This is a genomic window from Yoonia ponticola, from assembly GCF_014199395.1.
GTDB lineage: Bacteria > Pseudomonadota > Alphaproteobacteria > Rhodobacterales > Rhodobacteraceae > Yoonia > Yoonia ponticola.
This window is the reverse complement of sequence record NZ_JACIJM010000002.1, coordinates 40,210-56,717: the sequence shown is the minus strand read 5'-3', so window position 1 is coordinate 56,717 and position 16,508 is coordinate 40,210. Positions and strand designations below refer to the sequence as shown.

Here is a 16,508-nt window from a genome sequence, read left to right as displayed (position 1 = left end):
CTGCGCCGACGCCCCACCCGCCGTCCCGAGGTGTAGCCTCCGGCGGGAGTTGTTTTGGCGAAATGAAGTCTTAGTTGGGCAACCGGTCGCGTAGGACGCGCACCATATTTTCGCCCATGACTTTGCGAATTTGCGTTTCGGGGATGTTGAGGTCGAGCAGGGCTTGGGTGATTGCTGCGAGTTCAGATGTGTCGAGGGCCGTTGTCACGGATCCGTCGAAGTCGGATCCAAGGCTGACGTGGTTTTCGCCGACCAGACTAATTGCCGCTTGAATGGATTTTGCGATGCCTGCGGGGCTGTCGTCGCAGAGCACATCGCGCCAGTAGCCGATCCCGATGATGCCGCCCGTTGCTGCGATGTCTTGCATCAGATTGTCGGGGTAGTTGCGTTTGACCGGGCAGACATTGTGGACGCCTGTGTGGCTGACGACGATGGGCATGTCGGTTATTGCGAGCACGTCGCGCACGGTTTGCGGGGATGAATGTGCCACGTCGAGGATCAGATTGCGGGCGGCGATTTCCATGACGACTTGCGTGCCAAAGTCGGTGAGGCCGTGGTCGTCTGCGCCATGGAGCGAGCCACCCAAAGCGTTATCGAAAAAGTGCTGTAAGCCGATCATCCGGTAGCCTGCGTTTTCAAGATGATCGAGGTTCGTGATGTCGCCTTCGAGCGGGTGCGCGCCTTCTATGCCGAGCAGTCCGCCGACGACCTGTTGACCTGCTGCGCGGTCTGAGAGCAGTTGTTCGAGGTCGGATTTCGTTGTGATTACGCGGAGTGCGTCGCTGTTTTCGGCGAAATTTTGTAGCTTTTCAGCTTGGTACATTGCCCGCTCGAACAGGCTATTCCATGTGCGTGGAGGCCAGAGCTGTGCGACGGCGAGCAGGGTGATGTTGTCGGCCGCGTCACTGTCGTTGCTGTGGTAGTTTTGGCCCGCCGGACTTTTCGTGACGGCGGTGAACATTTGCAGCGCAACGTTACCGGCGATGAGGCGCGGCACGTCGACTTGGCCGCGTGTCCCGTGAGCAAGCAGGTCGCGTTTCCACAGAAGTGAGTCCGCGTGCCAGTCGCCGATGATCAGGCTGTTGTGCAGTGATTGGGCGGCGTCACTGACTGTGTAGGGGGCGTGCGGGCGGACTGCGTTGCGTTCTGCTTCGACGTAGCCGGGGGCAAAGGTGAAAGCCGCGATGAGTGCGATGACGGCTAAGACACCGAACGCTTTCACGATCCGTTTCACAATGCGTTCAATAGGTTAAGTGTCGGCCATGCATCGGCAGGGAGGTCGAGGCGTTGTTGTTCCAGTTGCACCGCGTCGCGTGTTTTTGCGCCTAATATGCCGTCGATCCCGCCGACGTCGTGGCCGCGATTGATGAGCTTTTGTTGGAGCGATTGCATCTGTTCGCCGGAAAGGCCCGGTGCCGGATTGCCTGCGTTATAGGCTGGTCCACCTGCGATGCGTGTTGCGAAATAGGCGGCGGTTGTGACGTAGGTGAAGCTTTGGTTCCATTCGAAATAGACGTCGAAATTGTCGTAGGCAAAGAAGGCGGGCCCGTTGCGGCCCATGGGCAGGACAACGCGCGCGGTTAGGTGTGTGGGCGCTGTGCCGTCGCGGGATGTGACGCCGAGTGCGTTCCAATCGGCCACTGTTTTAGGGTGGTCGAGGCCCGTTTGTGTCCAATCAAGCGTGTCAGGGACACTGATTTCTTGTAGCCACGGCTCGTTTGGTTTCCAGCCTAAGCCGGATAGTACATTCGCGCCGGACATCAATGCGTCGGGGGCTGATCCTTTGAGGTCGATGTGACCGTCGCCATCACCGTCCAAACCGCTTTCGATAATATCGCCCGGTAGCATCTGGACTTGGCCGATTTCGCCTGCCCATGCGCCTGTGGTTGCATCGGGGTTAAAGTCGCCGCGTTGGTTGAGTTCAATCGCGGCGATCAGTTGCGGGCGGAACAATTCGGGGCGGCGGCAATCGTGGGCGAGCGTCACGAGGGCGTTGCGTGTGTTATAGTCGCCTTGGAAGCTGCCGTAGTCGGTTTCAAAGGCCCAGAACGCGAGGATGACTTCGCGGGGGATGCCGAATTGGGCTTCGATCCGGTCAAAGGTGGCGGCGTTGCGCTGGGCTGCGACGCGCCCGTTGTCGATGCGGTTTTGGCTGATCAGGGCGCGGGAAAAGGCGATGAAATCTTTTTGAAAGACGCCTTGGGAGCGGTCAGCGTTCAGCACGCGTTGGTCGATTTGGGCCCCGTTTAGGACGCGATCTGCGGCGGCGGGGGATAGCCCTTTTGCGACGGCTTCGGCTTTGACACCATTAAGGAAATCAGGAAGCGGCCCACCGCAGGATTGCGCCACGGCAGGGCTAGCGAGCAGGGAAAGGGCGAAAGCGAGGCGGCGCATGGCGGCTCCTGTAAGTGGTGGTTAAATCAATGCCACGATAACTGCTGCGGCGAGCGTAATCCACCACGCCGTCCAGAGGGTGGCGATTGTTGACGCAATATCGTGGGGGGCGAGTTGCTGTTTGCCCGCGCTGTTCACGTAGGGAAATTGGGTCATGACACCATCGTAGCTGCGCGGACCCGCGAGGGCGATGTCCTGTTTGTAGGCCATCGCGGATTCGGGCCAGCCTGCGTTGGGGGATTTGTGCAGGGCAGCATCTGTGGCGATTTTTGTCAGCGGCGTGCGTCTGTCGGTCAGCCAGATCAGCAGGGCGGTCAGGCGGGCGGGCACCCAGTTCAGCAGGTCGTCGAAACGGGCTGCGGCCCAGCCAAAGTCTTGGTGGCGCGGGGTTTTATAGCCGATCATGCTGTCGGCGGTGTTGGTGATTTTGTAGACCAGCAAGGCGGGGATGCCCCCGATGGCGAGCCAGAAGATCGGGGCGATCACACCGTCGCTAAAGTTTTCAGAACCGGATTCGATTGCACTGCGGGTGACGGACGATGCGTCCATGTGGCGCGTGTCGCGGCTGACGATCATGGCGACGGCACGGCGGCCTTGGGTCAGTGACATACGCAGGCCGTGATCGACGGCGCGGATGTGGTCGATCAAGGACCGTTGCGCGATCAGCATGGCCCCGAGGAAGACATCAGCCCAGATGCCGGGGATGGCTTGGATGATGAAACCGAGGATAAGGGCTGCGATTGCGAGTGACGCGAAGGCGAGCGTGCCTTTGGTTTTACGGTCGCGGCCTGTGTTATATGTCGTGTCGATGTAACCGACGGCGCGGCCCATCACGACAGCAGGATGCGGGATGCGCGACCAAAGCCATTTGGGTTCCCCGAAGATCGCGTCGAGGAACATCGCGAGGACGACGATCAAAAAGCGGCCTCTAGCTGGTCCCAACGGTCGGGGGCGGGTAAGCCGAGCCGCAACCATGTGTTGTCATAGGGGAATGTGCGCGACCAAACGTGCGATTCTGCGAGATGTTCTTGTGCGGCAAGCGCGTCGTCAACTTTGTAGAGGCGGAAAAGGTCGGTGCCGCCAAGCGTGATCGCACCTTGGTTTTCGAGCAGAGCGTCGAGGCGCTTGGCATCTTTTGCCAGCCGCGCTCGTGCTTCGTCGGCCCACTGGAAATCTGCGAGTGCTTCTGCGCCGATTTGCAATGCGGGGCCGGAGACTTGCCATGGGCCAAGCGCGTCTGCGAGGGGCGCCAAAATTTCGGGGTCGCCGATTGCGAAACCAAGGCGCAGACCTGCAAGGCCCCAAAATTTCCCGAAACTTTTCAGGACGACGGTGCCGGGTTTTGTGGCTTCGCTTAACAGGGATTGGTTTGGTGTGACGTCCGCAAAGCTTTCGTCGATGATCCGCAGGGTGCCGTTGATTTCGGGCGCGGTCCAGAGACGGCCATCGGGGTTGTTGGGATGCACCGCGACCATGGCGTCTGCGTTTGTCGCCTCGGATTGCCAGCCAGCCGCTGAAAACGCAGCGGCATGTTCATTGTAGGTCGGGCCGGGGATATTAACGGTGCCGGGGGCGATGATGCGCGGGAGCTGTGCTATTGTGGCGGACGCACCGGGGGTGGCGATGCAGGCAGCTGATTTCGGGATTGACCAGAACGAGCGGGCTTGGGCCACGATCAACGCAAAAGAGGCGCTGTCGGGCAGGGCCGTCCACGCGTCGTGCGTGAATTTGGGGATCGGGTAGGGGACCGGATTGATCCCAGTCGATAGGTCAAGCCAATCGGCACGCTTGCCGCCGAATTGCACCATGGCTGCATCAAGGCCGCCGCCGTGGTCTCGTTTTTCCAATACCAACGTCATTCGGATTGATCGTCGGATGGGATAGGTTGATGGCGCGTCACAAAGTGTCCTTTGATGGCTTGTGGCCAAGTCCGGTATGGCACTTGGCCTGTCTCTGATGCAGCGTGAGATGTCGCATAGGCGACAATTCCCTCAGCGGCGTCGGTGTCTGGTTCGAAGTCACCCAAGGTGTAGGCTAGTTTGCCGTGTGCTTGTATAGAGACGTTGCACCCGCTCTTGCAGCCCATCAAGCAGGACACGCGCCGCGTCTTCACATCGGCAAGGTCAACTGCTGCCGCCTCGACCATGGCCGCAAGGCGTTCGCCATCGGTCATGCCTGTTTGGGTTTCGGTCCATTCGGGGCGCTTGCAGGTGTCGCAAACCGTGATCCAAGTTGTCATAAACGCAGTGCCTCATCCAATTTTGATGCTTTTCAAGCTGATTTTGGCTCAGTCGGCAAGCGAATAGGCGCGAAGTCGCTAGTTTTGGTGTGTGCCTCGCAATCGGTTAACCATTCGTTAGGAATTAGGGGTCACAACGCGGACAGAGCCGTTAATGAGTGTCCTGGTACATATCTCGCTTTTATACTTAAATTTTAGGAGAGAGCGCCATGCGGGTACTAATTGTCCAAAGCAAATCTGAATTGGGTGCCCTGTGGTCGAGGCACTTGGAACGCCTACATGCGATGGTCACTGTTGTTGAAACGGGCGACGATGCGCTGATTCTACTGCAGAGTGAAACGTTCGATGTGATCGTGCTGGATCTGGTCTTGCGCGAGGGCAGTGCGCTGACTGTTGCGGACTTTGCTAACTTTAACCAACCACGCGCAAATGTCGTCTTTGTGACAGACACTACGTTTTTCTCGGACGGATCGATTTTTTCGCACAGCGCAAACGCCCGCGCCTTTGTTGAAACAAAAACGCCGCCAAGTGATCTGGCGGCGATTGTGCATCACTACGGTCAAACGGCGAGCCGCTTGTCGCGCACGGCGAATGCTGGTTAAGCGCCTCGTCCGTGCGGCGCATCAAAGTCGATGATTGGATTGATCGGGATGATCCGGTTCGGGTTAATCGTGTCGTGGCTGTAGTGATAGTGACGCACGATATGATCCATGTTCACCGTCTCTTTGACTCCAGGCCATTGATATAGCTCGCGGGTGAAACCCCACAGGTTCGGATAGTCGATGATCCGTTTGCGGTTACATTTGAAATGCTGGTGGTAGACCATATCAAAGCGGATCAGTGTCGTCCAAAGCCGCCAGTCGGCTTCGGTGATCGTGTCGCCCGTGAGGTAGCGGTTTTCAGACAGGATGGATTCGATCCAATCGAGGCTTTCGAGTAGCGGTGCGACGGCGTCGTCATATGCGTCTTGGGTTGTGGCAAAGCCGGATTTGTAGACGCCGTTGTTGACCGTATTGTAGATCCGGTCGTTGATCGGTTCGATCACATCGCGCTGGGCTTCGGGCCAGTAATCGTCGGTGTTGCCTGTAATGTCATCAAAGGCGCTATTAAACATCCGGATGATTTCCGAAGATTCGTTTGAAACGATGGTGTTTTGCTTTTTGTCCCACAAGATCGGCACCGTCACGCGGCCCGAGATTTCGGGGTCCGCTTTTAGGTAGATATCACGCAAGAATGGCAACCCGTAGAGCGTGTCACCCGTGGCCCCGTTGCCGTCTGTCTCGAAGGTCCAGCCATCCGAGAGCATGTGGGGATGCACAACTGACACATCGATATGATCGGTCAGGTCTTTGATTGCGCGGAACACCATGGTGCGGTGCGCCCATGGGCAAGCGTTTGATATATAGAGATGATAGCGCCCGCTTTCCGCTTTGAAACCTGCGTCACCTGTTGGTCCTGCCAATCCGTTAGCGGTGATCCAGTTACGGAACTTTGAAGTGGACCGCACGAAAGCCCCGCCAGATTTCTTGGTATCGTACCAAGTGTCGTGCCAAACGCCGTCTACTAGCTGTCCCATTACAGGTCCCTTTCATTCGTCTTCGCTACATACCTAGGTGAAGAACTGTGGCGCACAAATACCTTTTCAAGCGCATGAATTGCGCGCAGATGCACAGGGCCGGCGTCGGTAACAGACCGCTGCTGCCGCATTGGACCATTGCGACCTTGGAAAAGGGTCCATATACCACCCCCAGACGAAGCCCGTTTGGGCCAGAGAGGTTGGTGATCCTGCCGGTTGACCCTAGAGGGGACCATCGGGTCACATCGTCAGACCTCCCCCACGTGTGAGCGCGGGGTTTCTGGTAGCTATGGGCAGAACTTGGAGGATCAGATGCGGAAAACTTTGACACTTCTTTTGGTGAGTGCTGGCACGGGGGCGCAGGCCCATCCGGGGCACTTGGCTGATGTTGCGGGCCACGACCATTGGGTTGCGGGTGCGGCGATCGGCTTGGCCATTCTGACGGGCATTTACGGTGCCTTGAAGGGTCGCAAAAAGACAGACAGCGAACCCGAGCTTGAACTTGAAGAAGAAGGAGAGGCCGCGTGAAAACTGGTGTCATGATTTGCGGCCACGGATCGCGGAGCCAATCTGCGGTGGACGAATTTGCGACGCTGGCGGACAAGCTGCCCGCGCTGCTGCCTGACGATTGGATGACGGATTACGGCTACCTAGAGTTTGCCAATCCGGTGATCCGCGACGGTTTGGATCGCTTGCGCGAGGCTGGCTGCGACCGCGTTCTTGCGGTTCCGGGTATGCTGTTTGCCGCAATGCACGCAAAGAATGACATTCCAACGGTTTTGAATACCTATGCGGCTAAGCACGGGATGACCGTGTCGTATGGCCGTGAATTGGGCGTTGATCCCAAGATGATCGCCGCTGCGGCTGGCCGTATCCAAGAGGCCGTGGATCAGGCGAATGCTGATCTGGGTGACTTGCCTTTGGACCAGACCTGTTTGGTTGTGATCGGACGCGGTGCCTCTGATCCTGATGCGAACGGCAATGTCGCGAAAGTCGCGCGTTTGGTGGCCGAAGGCATGGGCTTTGGCTGGCACGAGGTTGGCTTTTCTGGTGTGACGTTCCCGTTGGTCGAGCCGTGTTTGCAGCATGTGACTCGGCTTGGCTACAAGCGCGTAATTGTGTTCCCGTATTTCCTGTTCTCAGGCATTTTGATTGACCGGATTTACGGGTTTACGGATCAAGTGGCCGCAGAGCACACGGATATCGATTTCGTGAAGGCTGGCTATCTGGGGGATCACCCGCAGGTGCTGGCGACTTTTGCGGAACGGATCATGGAACAGGATAGCGATACGCCGCCGCCGAATTGCGGCACGTGTCAGTACCGGACGCAGGTGCTTGAGGTTGGTAGCGGCGATGTCCGCCAGATCACACCAGAACAGCGCGAAGTTTTGGCGGCAGAGCAGGGCGGGTCGCATCCGGCTTTTGCAAAGGTGCCACCGCCGACATGTGTGCTGTGCAAATACCGTGCTGCTGTCGTTGGTTTTGAGAATGAAGTGGGGGCGGTGCAAGAAAGCCACCACCACCACGTTGAAGGCCAGGGTGCAAATGCGCCGGGTTCAAACGTCGCTGATTGTAACCTGTGTGAAGCGTTCTGCACAGGGATGTGTCGCCTGAAGCTGGCCGACGATCATCATCACGCGCACCATCATCATGACCACGACCATAGCCATGACCACAGTCACGGGCACGACCATGGGCATCACCACCACCATGATCACGACCACGATCATCACCACGCGGAATATCCTCATGCGAAACACCCGCATGGGCCTGAAAGCGCGCGGAAGGGTCGGGCTTGATGGGCGCGAATTTTCTAGAAAATTCGGATGATTTTTCGCGAAAAATCGGGTGCTGCATTGCGACCGTATGAAAAAGACCCAAGCGCGATTTATGCCGCGAGTTTTGCGACTGTGCGGCGTGAGGCAAAGCTGGATCGCTTCGCCCCTGCGATGCAGCCTGTTGTCACGCGGCTGATTCATAGCTGCGGGATGATCGAGATTGCAGATCGGCTTGCGTTTTCGCCTGATGCGGCCGCTGTCGGTCATGCGGCGTTGCTGGCTGGCAAACCTGTCTTGTGTGATTGCGAGATGGTTGGGGCGGGGATTATTCGCCGTTATTTGCCTGCCGAGAATGAAGTGATTGTCACGCTGAACGATCCGTCCGTGCCTGAACGCGCCAAGAACATCGGTAATACGCGCTCTGCTGCGGCAGTTGAACTCTGGGCGGACCATTTGGACGGCGCGGTTGTCGCGATTGGCAACGCGCCGACCGCTTTGTTTCACCTGCTGGAATTGATTGATGCGGGTGCGCCGAAACCTGCGGTGATCCTCGGGTTTCCCGTTGGGTTTATTGGCGCGGCTGAAAGCAAGGCAGAGCTGGCGGCAAATTCGCGGGGCTGCGAATACATCGCGTTGCGTGGCCGTCGCGGCGGCTCTGCTATGGCATCGGCGGCGGTGAATGCGTTGGCGGCTGGATTGCCAGAGGACAAAGTATGACGACACCTTGGTTACATGTTGTGGGGATCGGCGAAGACGGCTTGGACGGGCTTGTGCCTGCGACCCGCGCTGTTGTTGAAGCCGCCGAGGTGATCCTTGGCGGTGATCGCCACCATGAGCTTGCGGGCGCTGTGAGCGCCGAGCGGATTGCGTGGCCGTCGCCGTTTAACGCGATGATCGAGACGATACAGGGCTTGCGCGGGAAGCGTGCGGTGATTTTGGTCACGGGCGATCCGCTTTGGTTCTCTGTAGGTGCGCGGATTGGGCGGGCGATTGATCCGTCTGAGATCGTGTATCACCCGCAATTGTCCGCGTTCCAGCTGGCAAGTGCGCGCATGGGCTGGTCGTTGCCGGATGTTGAGACGTTGACGGTGCATGGGCGTCCGGTTCAGCAGATGATCGCGTTTATCCAGCCGGATGCGCGGTTGTTGGTTTTGACGACTGGGGCGGAAACGCCTGCGCAGATTGCTGCGTTTTTGACCGAACGCGGGTTTGGTCAGTCGCGGTTAACCGTGTTGGCTGCGATGGGTGGCAAGGACGAGCTGCGGTTTGATGGTGTGGCTGAAAGCTGGGACCATGTTGTGCCAGCGTTTAATACGTTGGCGGTTGAATGCATCGCGGCCCCTGATGCGGCTTTGTTGCCGCGTGTGCCGGGCTTGGCAGATGCGTTGTTCCAGTCTGACGGGACGATGACAAAGCAAGAAATTCGTGCGGCGACACTGGCAAAGCTGATGCCGATGCGCGGTGCTTTGCTGTGGGATATTGGTTGCGGTTGCGGGTCTGTCGCGATTGAATGGATGCGGGCCGCACGGTATGCACGTGCGATTGGTATTGAACCAAGGGCGGATCGGCGGGCCATGGCGGGGGCAAATGCGCTGGCGTTGGGCACGCCGAAGCTGGAACTGGTTGAAGGGTCTGTGCCTGAGGCGCTGGATGGCTTGGCCGCACCGGACGCGATTTTCATTGGTGGCGGATTGAGCCGCGAGACGTTTGACGCGGCTTGGGCTGCACTGCGTCCGCTGGGGCGATTGGTCGCGAATGCTGTGACCTTGGAAAGCGAAGCGGAGTTGATCGCGTTGCACCGTGAATTTGGTGGCGATTTGGTGAAACTGATGGTGCACCGCGCGGAGCCTGTGGGCCGATTGACGGGCTGGCGTCCGTCGATGCCTGTGACCCAGTTTAGCTTGGTGAAACGATGACTGGAGACGCGCGTGCGAGCACGACGCCCCTCCCGCCATCCCAAGGCACGTTATATGGTGTGGGCTTAGGGCCAGGTGCGCCGGATTTGATGACATTACGGGCTGCAAGGTTGATTGAGGGCGCAGAGATTGTGGCCTATCCGACTTTGGCTGGTGGCGAGAGTTTCGCGCGGTCGATTGCTGCGGATCTGATTAAGCCTGATGCCGTTGAAATCGTAATGGATGTGCCGATGTCGGTCGAACGGCAGCCCGCGCAGGATGCATATGATGCGGGGGCGCTTGCGATTGCGGATGCCTTGGAGGCTGGCCGCGACGTTGTGTGCCTGTGCGAAGGCGATCCGTTTTTCTACGGATCGTTTATGTATATTTTCGCCCGTCTTGCCGACCGTTTTGATGTGCAAATCGTGCCGGGAGTGACGTCTGTGACGGCCTGTGCCGCGTCTGCGCGGATGCCATTGGCTGCACGGAATGAGCGGTTGACGGTGTTGCCGGGACCATTGCCAGAGGACGAGTTGCGTGACCGGATCGCGGGCGCTGAAAGCGTTGTGATTATGAAGGTCGGGCGTCATTTGACCAAGATCAGAAGCGTGATTGATGCGCTGGGCTTGATGGATGATGCGGTCTATGTGGAACGCGCGACTTTGCCGACTGAAGTGGTGTTGCCGCTGGCGGATGCCCCTGAAAAGGCACCTTACTTTTCGATGATTTTACTGACTAAAGGGGCCGATCCATGGCTGTGAAACCTGTTGTTTTGGCGCTGTCCCGTTCGGGAGAAGCGACGGCCCATCGTGTGGCTGATGTGCTTGGGGCGCAGGTCCATGGCCGTGAGGGGCGTGTAGATCAGGCGGATGCGTTTTTTGCGAATGCGTTGGATCATACGCGGGATTTATTTGCGGCTGGCGTTCCGATTGTGGGCGTTTGTGCGTCAGGGATTTTGATCCGTGGTGTGGCGCCATTGTTGGCCGATAAAACGTCGGAACCGCCAGTGATTTCGGTGTCGGATGATGGCGCTGTTGTTGTGCCACTGCTGGGCGGTCATCGTGGCGCGAACCGTTTGGCGGCGCAGATTGCCGAAGCGCTGGGCGCTGTGGCTGCGGTAACGACGGCAGGTGATGTGGCGATGGGTGTCGCGCTGGATTCTCCGCCTGCGGGCTGGCGTTTGGTCAATCCTGCGGATGCGAAGGACGCGATGGCTGGGATGTTGTCATCGGGCGGTGCCTTGGTTGCCGAGGATGCGGCGTTTCCGGCGGAATGGTTGGACGCGGTGCCGTTCGCGGAAGACGGCACGCGGTTGTCTTGCACGACGGCTGTTTTGCCTGATTTGGGGCCGGATCACCTGCAGTTTGCGCCACAGGTTTTGACGCTGGGCGTTGGCTGCGCACGTAATTGCCCGCCAGAGGAATTGGCCGCATTGGTGCAGTCGGTGCTGGATGAAGCAGGGCTTGCGCCCGAGGCGATCCATTCGGTGAACACGATCACGTTGAAAGGCGACGAGCCTGCGATTATCGACTTGGCCGCTGATTTGGGCGTGCCGATGCGGTTGTTTGAGGCCGAAGCGTTAGAGGCAGAGACCCCGCGATTAGCGAACCCGTCTGATGTGGTGTTCGCCGAAGTTGGCACGCATGGCGTGTCAGAGGCTGCCGCCTTGGCCCAAGGTGGTGCGGATGCCGTATTGACCTATCCGAAACAGAAGACTGCGAATGCGACCTGTGCATTGGCGGTGTCGCCTGCGCCGCTGACCGAACTGCGTGGTCGGTCGCGTGGGCGGTTGTCGATTGTCGGGATTGGACCCGGGCAAGCAGCTTGGCGCACGCCAGAGGTGTCGCGGCTGGTGTCCGAGGCTGAGGAATTGGTGGGCTATGGGCTGTATATCGATCTGCTGGGGCCGTTGGCTGTGGGCAAAGAACGGTCCGATTTCCCGTTGGGAGGTGAAGAGGATCGGTGTCGCTTTGCGTTAGAACAGGCGGCGAAAGGCAAGAACGTCGCGCTGGTCTGTTCGGGTGACGCGGGCATCTATGCGATGGGCGCGTTGGTGTTTGAATTGCTGGATCGCTCGCCCGATCAGATGGGCGTGTCGGATGCGGCGCACCGTGTTGAAGTTGTTTGCTCGCCGGGTGTGTCGGCGTTGCAAGGCGCTGCGGCACGGGCTGGTGCGCCCTTGGGGCATGACTTTTGCGCGATATCACTGTCGGATTTGCTGACCCCACGTGAAGATATTGTGAAGCGGTTGAATGCTGCGGCTGAGGGCGATTTTGTGATCGCGTTTTATAATCCGGTGTCGATGCGCAGGCGCACTTTGCTTGCCGAAGCGCGAGATATTTTGTTGCAGTACCGCCCGCCTGAAACGCCTGTGATGTTGGCGTCGTCCTTGGGGCGGCCAGAGGAGCATGTGCGTTATCGCCGCTTGGACGAATTGGAAGTCGATGAAGTGGATATGTTGACCGTCGTGCTGGTTGGGTCGTCGCATTCGCGTCTTGCCCAGCTTGGCACGGGGCCACGGATGTTCACGCCACGCGGGTATGCTCGCAAGATTGATGGGGATTTGGCTGGGTGACGCTGTTGCTACGCAATGCGCCGCACCCAACCATCCCGTTTGGAGTTCTAAAATGACTGTTTATTTTATTGGCGCAGGTCCGGGTGATCCGGAATTGCTGACGTTGAAAGCTGCACGTGTGATCGGGGCTTGTCCGGTTTGTTTGTATGCGGGGTCGTTGGTGCCCGCTGAGGTTGTGGCCTGTGCGCCCGATGGTGCCCGTGTTTTGGACACTGCACCGATGACGCTGGACGATACGCATGCAGAGATTGTCGCGGCGCATGCGCGTGGCGAGGATGTGGCGCGTGTGCATTCGGGTGATCCGTCATTGTATGGTGCGATTGCAGAGCAAATTCGTCGGTTGAAGGACGAAGGTATTTCTTACGAGATTATTCCAGGTGTGCCTGCTTATGCGGCTGCGGCGGCAGCACTTGGGACCGAATTGACTGTGCCTGAAGTGGCTCAGTCGATTGTTCTGACCCGTATGTCGATGAAATCGACGGGGATGCCTGAAGGTGAAACGTTAGAGAATTTTGCACGGACGGGCGCGACGCTCGCGATCCATTTGGGCATTCGGGCGCTGCGCGAGATCGAACGCCAACTGATTCCTTATTACGGGATCGATTGCCCTGTGGCAGTGATCTACCGCGCATCTTGGCCGGATCAATTGATTATTCGTGGCACATTTGCGGACATTCGTGAAAAAGTGCGGGCCGCTAAAATCACGCGCACCGCGCTGATCATGGTGGGTCCTGCGCTGTCAGATAACCACGGTTTCCCTGATTCTGCGCTGTATGATGCGACAAAACCCCATGTATTACGCCCCAAGGTAAAATAAAAATCCTGAGCGTTTTGGCAGGGTTACGCTGCAATGCGGCGGACGTAGTCACTTGAAATTTACATTGTGAAGTCCATCCTATGGAAGAACGGGAGGAATCGGCGCCATGTTTCATATGCTACCGGATGAAGTTTACGAAGGGCTGAAACAGGCCCGTCAGCAATCGCTCAAGCGGAACGATAGGCTGTGTGTTCACGACGGCGATAAGGCGCATCGTATTTTGCGACTTTGGGATAATGGATTTGCTTTGGATGCTGCGACAGCGCCGCGTTTGCGCGGGCGCGTCGAGATTTATGATGGCGCGCGGCATCTGTACCAATGTCTGGTGATCGATTCCGAAGTGGACGGCACGGAGCGTGTGTTCGAGTTCAAGTGGGTCAGCACGATCCCTGACCGTCCGCCCGCGGATTTTGTCCGCGAGACGGATGCGCCGATTGCATTGCTGCCCCGCTAACTATTGAAGATCGCTAAAGGCTGATTTCAGGCGGGCCACTGCCTCTTCGATTTGTGCGCGTGGTGCGCCAAGATTGAAGCGCAGGAACGTTTCGCCGCCTGTCCCAAAGGTAGGGCCATGGTTGGCTGCGATTTTCGCTTGATTTTGTACCCGTGCCGTAAATTCGTCGCGCGACATGCCTGTGCCTGAGAAATCAACCCATGCGAGGTAGGTTGCGTCGAGTGGCATAGAGGCGAGGCCCGGAATTGAATTGATACCCGCGTCGAATATTTGGCGGTTTTCATCGAGGTATGCCTTTAGTGCATCGACCCATTCAGCCCCTTCGGGGGAATAAGCAGCGGTCGCCATGAACAGGCCAAAGCTGTTGGGTGATAGACCCAGTGCCCCCATGCGTTTCGCAAATTGTGCCCGCAAATCAGGATCTTCGATGATGACGTTGCCGGAATGGCTGCCCGCGATGTTAAATGTCTTGGTCGTCGCGGTCATGGTGATCAGGCGGTCGGTGATCCCGTCGATATGTGCGGTCGGGATATGCGTGTGGCCGGGCATAGTCAGGTCGTGGTGGATTTCATCGGACACAAGGATCAATTCGTGACGTTTCGCAAAAGCCGCGACACCTGCGAGTTCGGCTTTGGTCCACACGCGCCCGCCGGGGTTATGTGGTGAACACAGGATGACCATCCGTTCGTTGCCCGTCATTTGGGCGTCGTAGGCGTCGAAATCCATCTCGTAGCGGCCATTGTTGTTGACCAGCTCGCATTCCACGACTTTGCGGTTTGCTGCTGCAATCACACGCGCAAAGGCGTGGTAGACGGGTGTGAACAAGATGACGCCGTCGCCGGGGGCGGTGTAAGCGTCAACGCACATGCCGGTGCCGTTCACCAAGCCGTGGGTGGTGAAAATCCATGATGGGTCAATTTGCCAATCGTGGCGGGTGTCCATCCACCAGCGGATTGCCTCGCGGTAGGGGCCTTCATCGCCGTAATAGCCGTAGACGCCGTGATCGTGCATTTTCTTGATTGCGTCTTGTACGCATTGCGGCGGTTGGAATTCCATGTCGGCGACCCACATTGAGATGCCGTCATCAGGGGAGACGCCGTAAATGTCTTCCATGCTGTCCCATTTCACAGAGTGAGTGCCGCGCCGGTCGATTTTTTGGTCAAAGTTCATGGGTCTCTCCGCAGGGATGTTTTTCGTAAGGTGCTGCGATGGGCTGTGGGGTGCAAGTCGAAAACGGTCACACTTGCGGGAATGCAGACGAGAGGCTAGATGAACGCGCATGACATTGCGCAAAATCCTGATCCACCCCGACCCGCGGCTGAAAGCCAAATGCACCCCTGTTGTGGATTTCACAACGGACCTTGCTAAGCTGGCTGATGATATGTTGGAAACGATGTACCACGCGCCGGGCGTTGGCCTAGCTGCGCCGCAAATTGGCATTACCGAACGGTTAATTGTGCTGGACTGCGTGAAGGAAGAAGGCGGAACGCCTGAGCCGATCATTATGGTGAACCCCGAGGTCGTTTGGGAAAGCGAAGAGCGCAACGTGTATGATGAGGGCTGTCTGTCGATCCCCGAACAATATGCCGAAGTCGAGCGTCCGGCGGTTGTCGAAGTGAAATGGCAAGGCGTTGACGGCAAAGAGCGCAACGAGAAGTTTGACGAGCTGTGGGCGACGTGCGTGCAGCATGAAATCGACCACCTCGATGGGACGTTGTTTATTGATTATCTGAAGCCGCTGAAACGGCAGATGATCACCCGCAAGATGCAGAAACTAAAACGCGAAATGGCGCGCGGCTGATGGCTGTGATGCCGATTGTGCAAGCGCCTGATGCGCGATTGGCAGCGGTGTGTGCTGAGGTTGCTGTGTTTGATGATGCGCTGATTGCTTTGGCTGACGATATGCTGGCGACGATGTATGCAGCCAACGGGCGCGGGATTGCGGCCCCACAGGTTGGCGTTTTGCAGCGTGTATTTGTGATGGACGCGACGTGGAAAGAGGCTGATCCGCAACCGGTGATTTTTGTGAACCCCGAGATTGTGTCGGTGTCAGACGAGACATCCACGCTGGCCGAAGGATGCCTGTCGATCAGTGGTGATTTGATCGATGTGACACGTCCTGCGTCCGTCGTCTTGCGGTGGCGCGATGTGGATGGCGGGTTCTTGGAAGCATCGTTTGACGGGTTTTCGGCGGCTTGTGTGCAGCATGAAATCGACCACCTGAATGGTATTTTGATAACGGATAAACGCGCATGACCCGACCTTTTGTAATGTGGCCGCATAAGGCGTTGAAAACCGTCGCCGATGACGTGACCGAGATCACGGACGAGACCCGTGCGATCTGGGACGAGATGATCGACGCGATGGAAGCGATGCCGGGTGTGGGACTGGCTGCTGTGCAGCTTGGGATTATGCAACGGTTGGCTGTGGTCGATGCGTCTGAGGCGCGTGGACAGGCGGTGTGTATGGCGAATCCAGAGGTGCTTCATGCGTCGGTAGAGTTGCGCCCGCATGCCGAGGCGTCGCCTAATTTGCCCGGTCAGTCTGCATTGATTAACCGTCCGCGTGCTGTGACGGTTCGGTTTTTGAACCGCGATGGCAAAATGGAAGATCGCGATTTTGTCGGGCTTTGGGCGACGTCTGTGCAGCATCAGATCGACCACTTGGCGGGTAAGATGTATTTTGATCGTTTGAGTAAGATCAAGCGCGATATGCTGCTGCGGAAAGCGCGTAAATCAGAACGGTGACGAATTTTCGCGAAAATTCGATGCCTTCGGCGA

The 16,508-nt window shown here is 57.9% G+C and carries 19 protein-coding genes; 12 read left to right on the top strand and 7 right to left on the bottom strand.

The features are described from left to right. Positions 1-70: 70 nt before the first annotated feature. The 5 genes from FHS72_RS03190 to FHS72_RS03170 are packed head-to-tail and all read right to left on the bottom strand — an operon-like array spanning position 71 to position 4,633. Positions 71-1,237, bottom strand: a complete 1,167-nt coding sequence (locus FHS72_RS03190) for a dipeptidase (protein WP_343042654.1) — start codon at positions 1,235-1,237, stop codon at positions 71-73. Further along, complete coding sequence (locus FHS72_RS03185; protein WP_183525497.1) at positions 1,231-2,394, bottom strand: lytic murein transglycosylase; 1,164 nt, start codon at positions 2,392-2,394, stop codon at positions 1,231-1,233. Before FHS72_RS03185 ends, FHS72_RS03190 begins: the two co-directional genes overlap by 7 nt. Before the next feature lie 21 nt (positions 2,395-2,415). Continuing rightward, positions 2,416-3,312, bottom strand: coding sequence for an adenosylcobinamide-phosphate synthase CbiB (cbiB, locus tag FHS72_RS03180; RefSeq protein ID WP_246414457.1), 897 nt, complete (start codon positions 3,310-3,312; stop codon positions 2,416-2,418). Continuing rightward, positions 3,309-4,253 (bottom strand): threonine-phosphate decarboxylase, encoded by a 945-nt coding sequence (locus FHS72_RS03175; RefSeq protein WP_183525491.1) that lies wholly within the window; start codon positions 4,251-4,253, stop codon positions 3,309-3,311. Before FHS72_RS03175 ends, cbiB begins: the two co-directional genes overlap by 4 nt. Continuing rightward, positions 4,250-4,633: a DUF1636 family protein gene (locus tag FHS72_RS03170; protein ID WP_183525488.1), complete on the bottom strand. Its 384-nt coding sequence runs from the start codon at positions 4,631-4,633 to the stop codon at positions 4,250-4,252. Before FHS72_RS03170 ends, FHS72_RS03175 begins: the two co-directional genes overlap by 4 nt. 209 nt (positions 4,634-4,842) lie before the next feature. Between FHS72_RS03170 and FHS72_RS03165 the strand changes: the two genes are divergently transcribed. Further along, positions 4,843-5,235, top strand: coding sequence for a response regulator (locus FHS72_RS03165; RefSeq protein WP_183525484.1), 393 nt, complete (start codon positions 4,843-4,845; stop codon positions 5,233-5,235). On the opposite strand, the gene FHS72_RS03160 is transcribed toward FHS72_RS03165, so the two are convergent. Further along, entirely contained in the window at positions 5,232-6,209 is a 978-nt protein-coding gene (locus tag FHS72_RS03160; protein WP_183525481.1) for a glutathione S-transferase family protein, read from the bottom strand. The genes FHS72_RS03165 and FHS72_RS03160 overlap by 4 nt on opposite strands. A 312-nt stretch (positions 6,210-6,521) precedes the next feature. On the opposite strand from FHS72_RS03160, the gene FHS72_RS03155 reads away from it, so the two are divergent. From FHS72_RS03155 to FHS72_RS03120, 8 genes are all read left to right on the top strand, one after another. Beyond that, entirely contained in the window at positions 6,522-6,737 is a 216-nt protein-coding gene (locus FHS72_RS03155; protein WP_183525478.1) for a DUF6732 family protein, read from the top strand. Continuing rightward, positions 6,734-8,008, top strand: coding sequence for a sirohydrochlorin chelatase (locus tag FHS72_RS03150; protein ID WP_343042645.1), 1,275 nt, complete (start codon positions 6,734-6,736; stop codon positions 8,006-8,008). Before FHS72_RS03155 ends, FHS72_RS03150 begins: the two co-directional genes overlap by 4 nt. A gap of 27 nt (positions 8,009-8,035) precedes the next feature. After that, positions 8,036-8,704, top strand: a complete 669-nt coding sequence (locus FHS72_RS03145; RefSeq protein WP_183525475.1) for a precorrin-8X methylmutase — start codon at positions 8,036-8,038, stop codon at positions 8,702-8,704. After that, positions 8,701-9,903 carry a precorrin-6y C5,15-methyltransferase (decarboxylating) subunit CbiE gene (gene cbiE / locus FHS72_RS03140; protein ID WP_183525471.1) on the top strand — a complete coding sequence of 401 codons (1,203 nt, stop codon included), beginning with the start codon at positions 8,701-8,703 and terminating at the stop codon, positions 9,901-9,903. The genes FHS72_RS03145 and cbiE overlap by 4 nt, the downstream gene beginning before the upstream one ends. Continuing rightward, a complete protein-coding gene (gene cobI / locus FHS72_RS03135; RefSeq protein ID WP_183525467.1) occupies positions 9,900-10,643 on the top strand; it encodes a precorrin-2 C(20)-methyltransferase in 744 nt (247 codons plus the stop codon). Before cbiE ends, cobI begins: the two co-directional genes overlap by 4 nt. Next, the gene (cobJ, locus tag FHS72_RS03130) at positions 10,634-12,457 is read left to right on the top strand and encodes a precorrin-3B C(17)-methyltransferase (protein WP_183525464.1); all 1,824 of its coding nucleotides are present in this window, start codon (positions 10,634-10,636) and stop codon (positions 12,455-12,457) included. The genes cobI and cobJ overlap by 10 nt, the downstream gene beginning before the upstream one ends. A 52-nt stretch (positions 12,458-12,509) precedes the next feature. Next, a complete protein-coding gene (gene cobM, locus FHS72_RS03125; protein WP_183525461.1) occupies positions 12,510-13,274 on the top strand; it encodes a precorrin-4 C(11)-methyltransferase in 765 nt (254 codons plus the stop codon). 106 nt (positions 13,275-13,380) lie between these two features. Further along, on the top strand, positions 13,381-13,728 hold the full coding sequence (locus FHS72_RS03120) for a hypothetical protein (RefSeq protein ID WP_183525458.1): 348 nt from the start codon (positions 13,381-13,383) through the stop codon (positions 13,726-13,728). Here the strand turns inward: FHS72_RS03120 and FHS72_RS03115 are convergent, their stop codons facing one another. Then, positions 13,729-14,898 carry a MalY/PatB family protein gene (locus tag FHS72_RS03115; RefSeq protein WP_183525455.1) on the bottom strand — a complete coding sequence of 390 codons (1,170 nt, stop codon included), beginning with the start codon at positions 14,896-14,898 and terminating at the stop codon, positions 13,729-13,731. Between the two features lie 109 nt (positions 14,899-15,007). Between FHS72_RS03115 and def (FHS72_RS03110) the strand changes: the two genes are divergently transcribed. The 3 genes from def (FHS72_RS03110) to def (FHS72_RS03100) are packed head-to-tail and all read left to right on the top strand — an operon-like array spanning position 15,008 to position 16,475. Continuing rightward, positions 15,008-15,529: a peptide deformylase gene (def, locus tag FHS72_RS03110; protein ID WP_183525452.1), complete on the top strand. Its 522-nt coding sequence runs from the start codon at positions 15,008-15,010 to the stop codon at positions 15,527-15,529. Further along, the gene (gene def, locus FHS72_RS03105) at positions 15,529-15,984 is read left to right on the top strand and encodes a peptide deformylase (protein ID WP_183525449.1); all 456 of its coding nucleotides are present in this window, start codon (positions 15,529-15,531) and stop codon (positions 15,982-15,984) included. The genes def (FHS72_RS03110) and def (FHS72_RS03105) overlap by 1 nt, the downstream gene beginning before the upstream one ends. Next, on the top strand, positions 15,981-16,475 hold the full coding sequence (def, locus tag FHS72_RS03100) for a peptide deformylase (RefSeq protein ID WP_183525446.1): 495 nt from the start codon (positions 15,981-15,983) through the stop codon (positions 16,473-16,475). Before def (FHS72_RS03105) ends, def (FHS72_RS03100) begins: the two co-directional genes overlap by 4 nt. Positions 16,476-16,508: the final 33 nt, after the last annotated feature.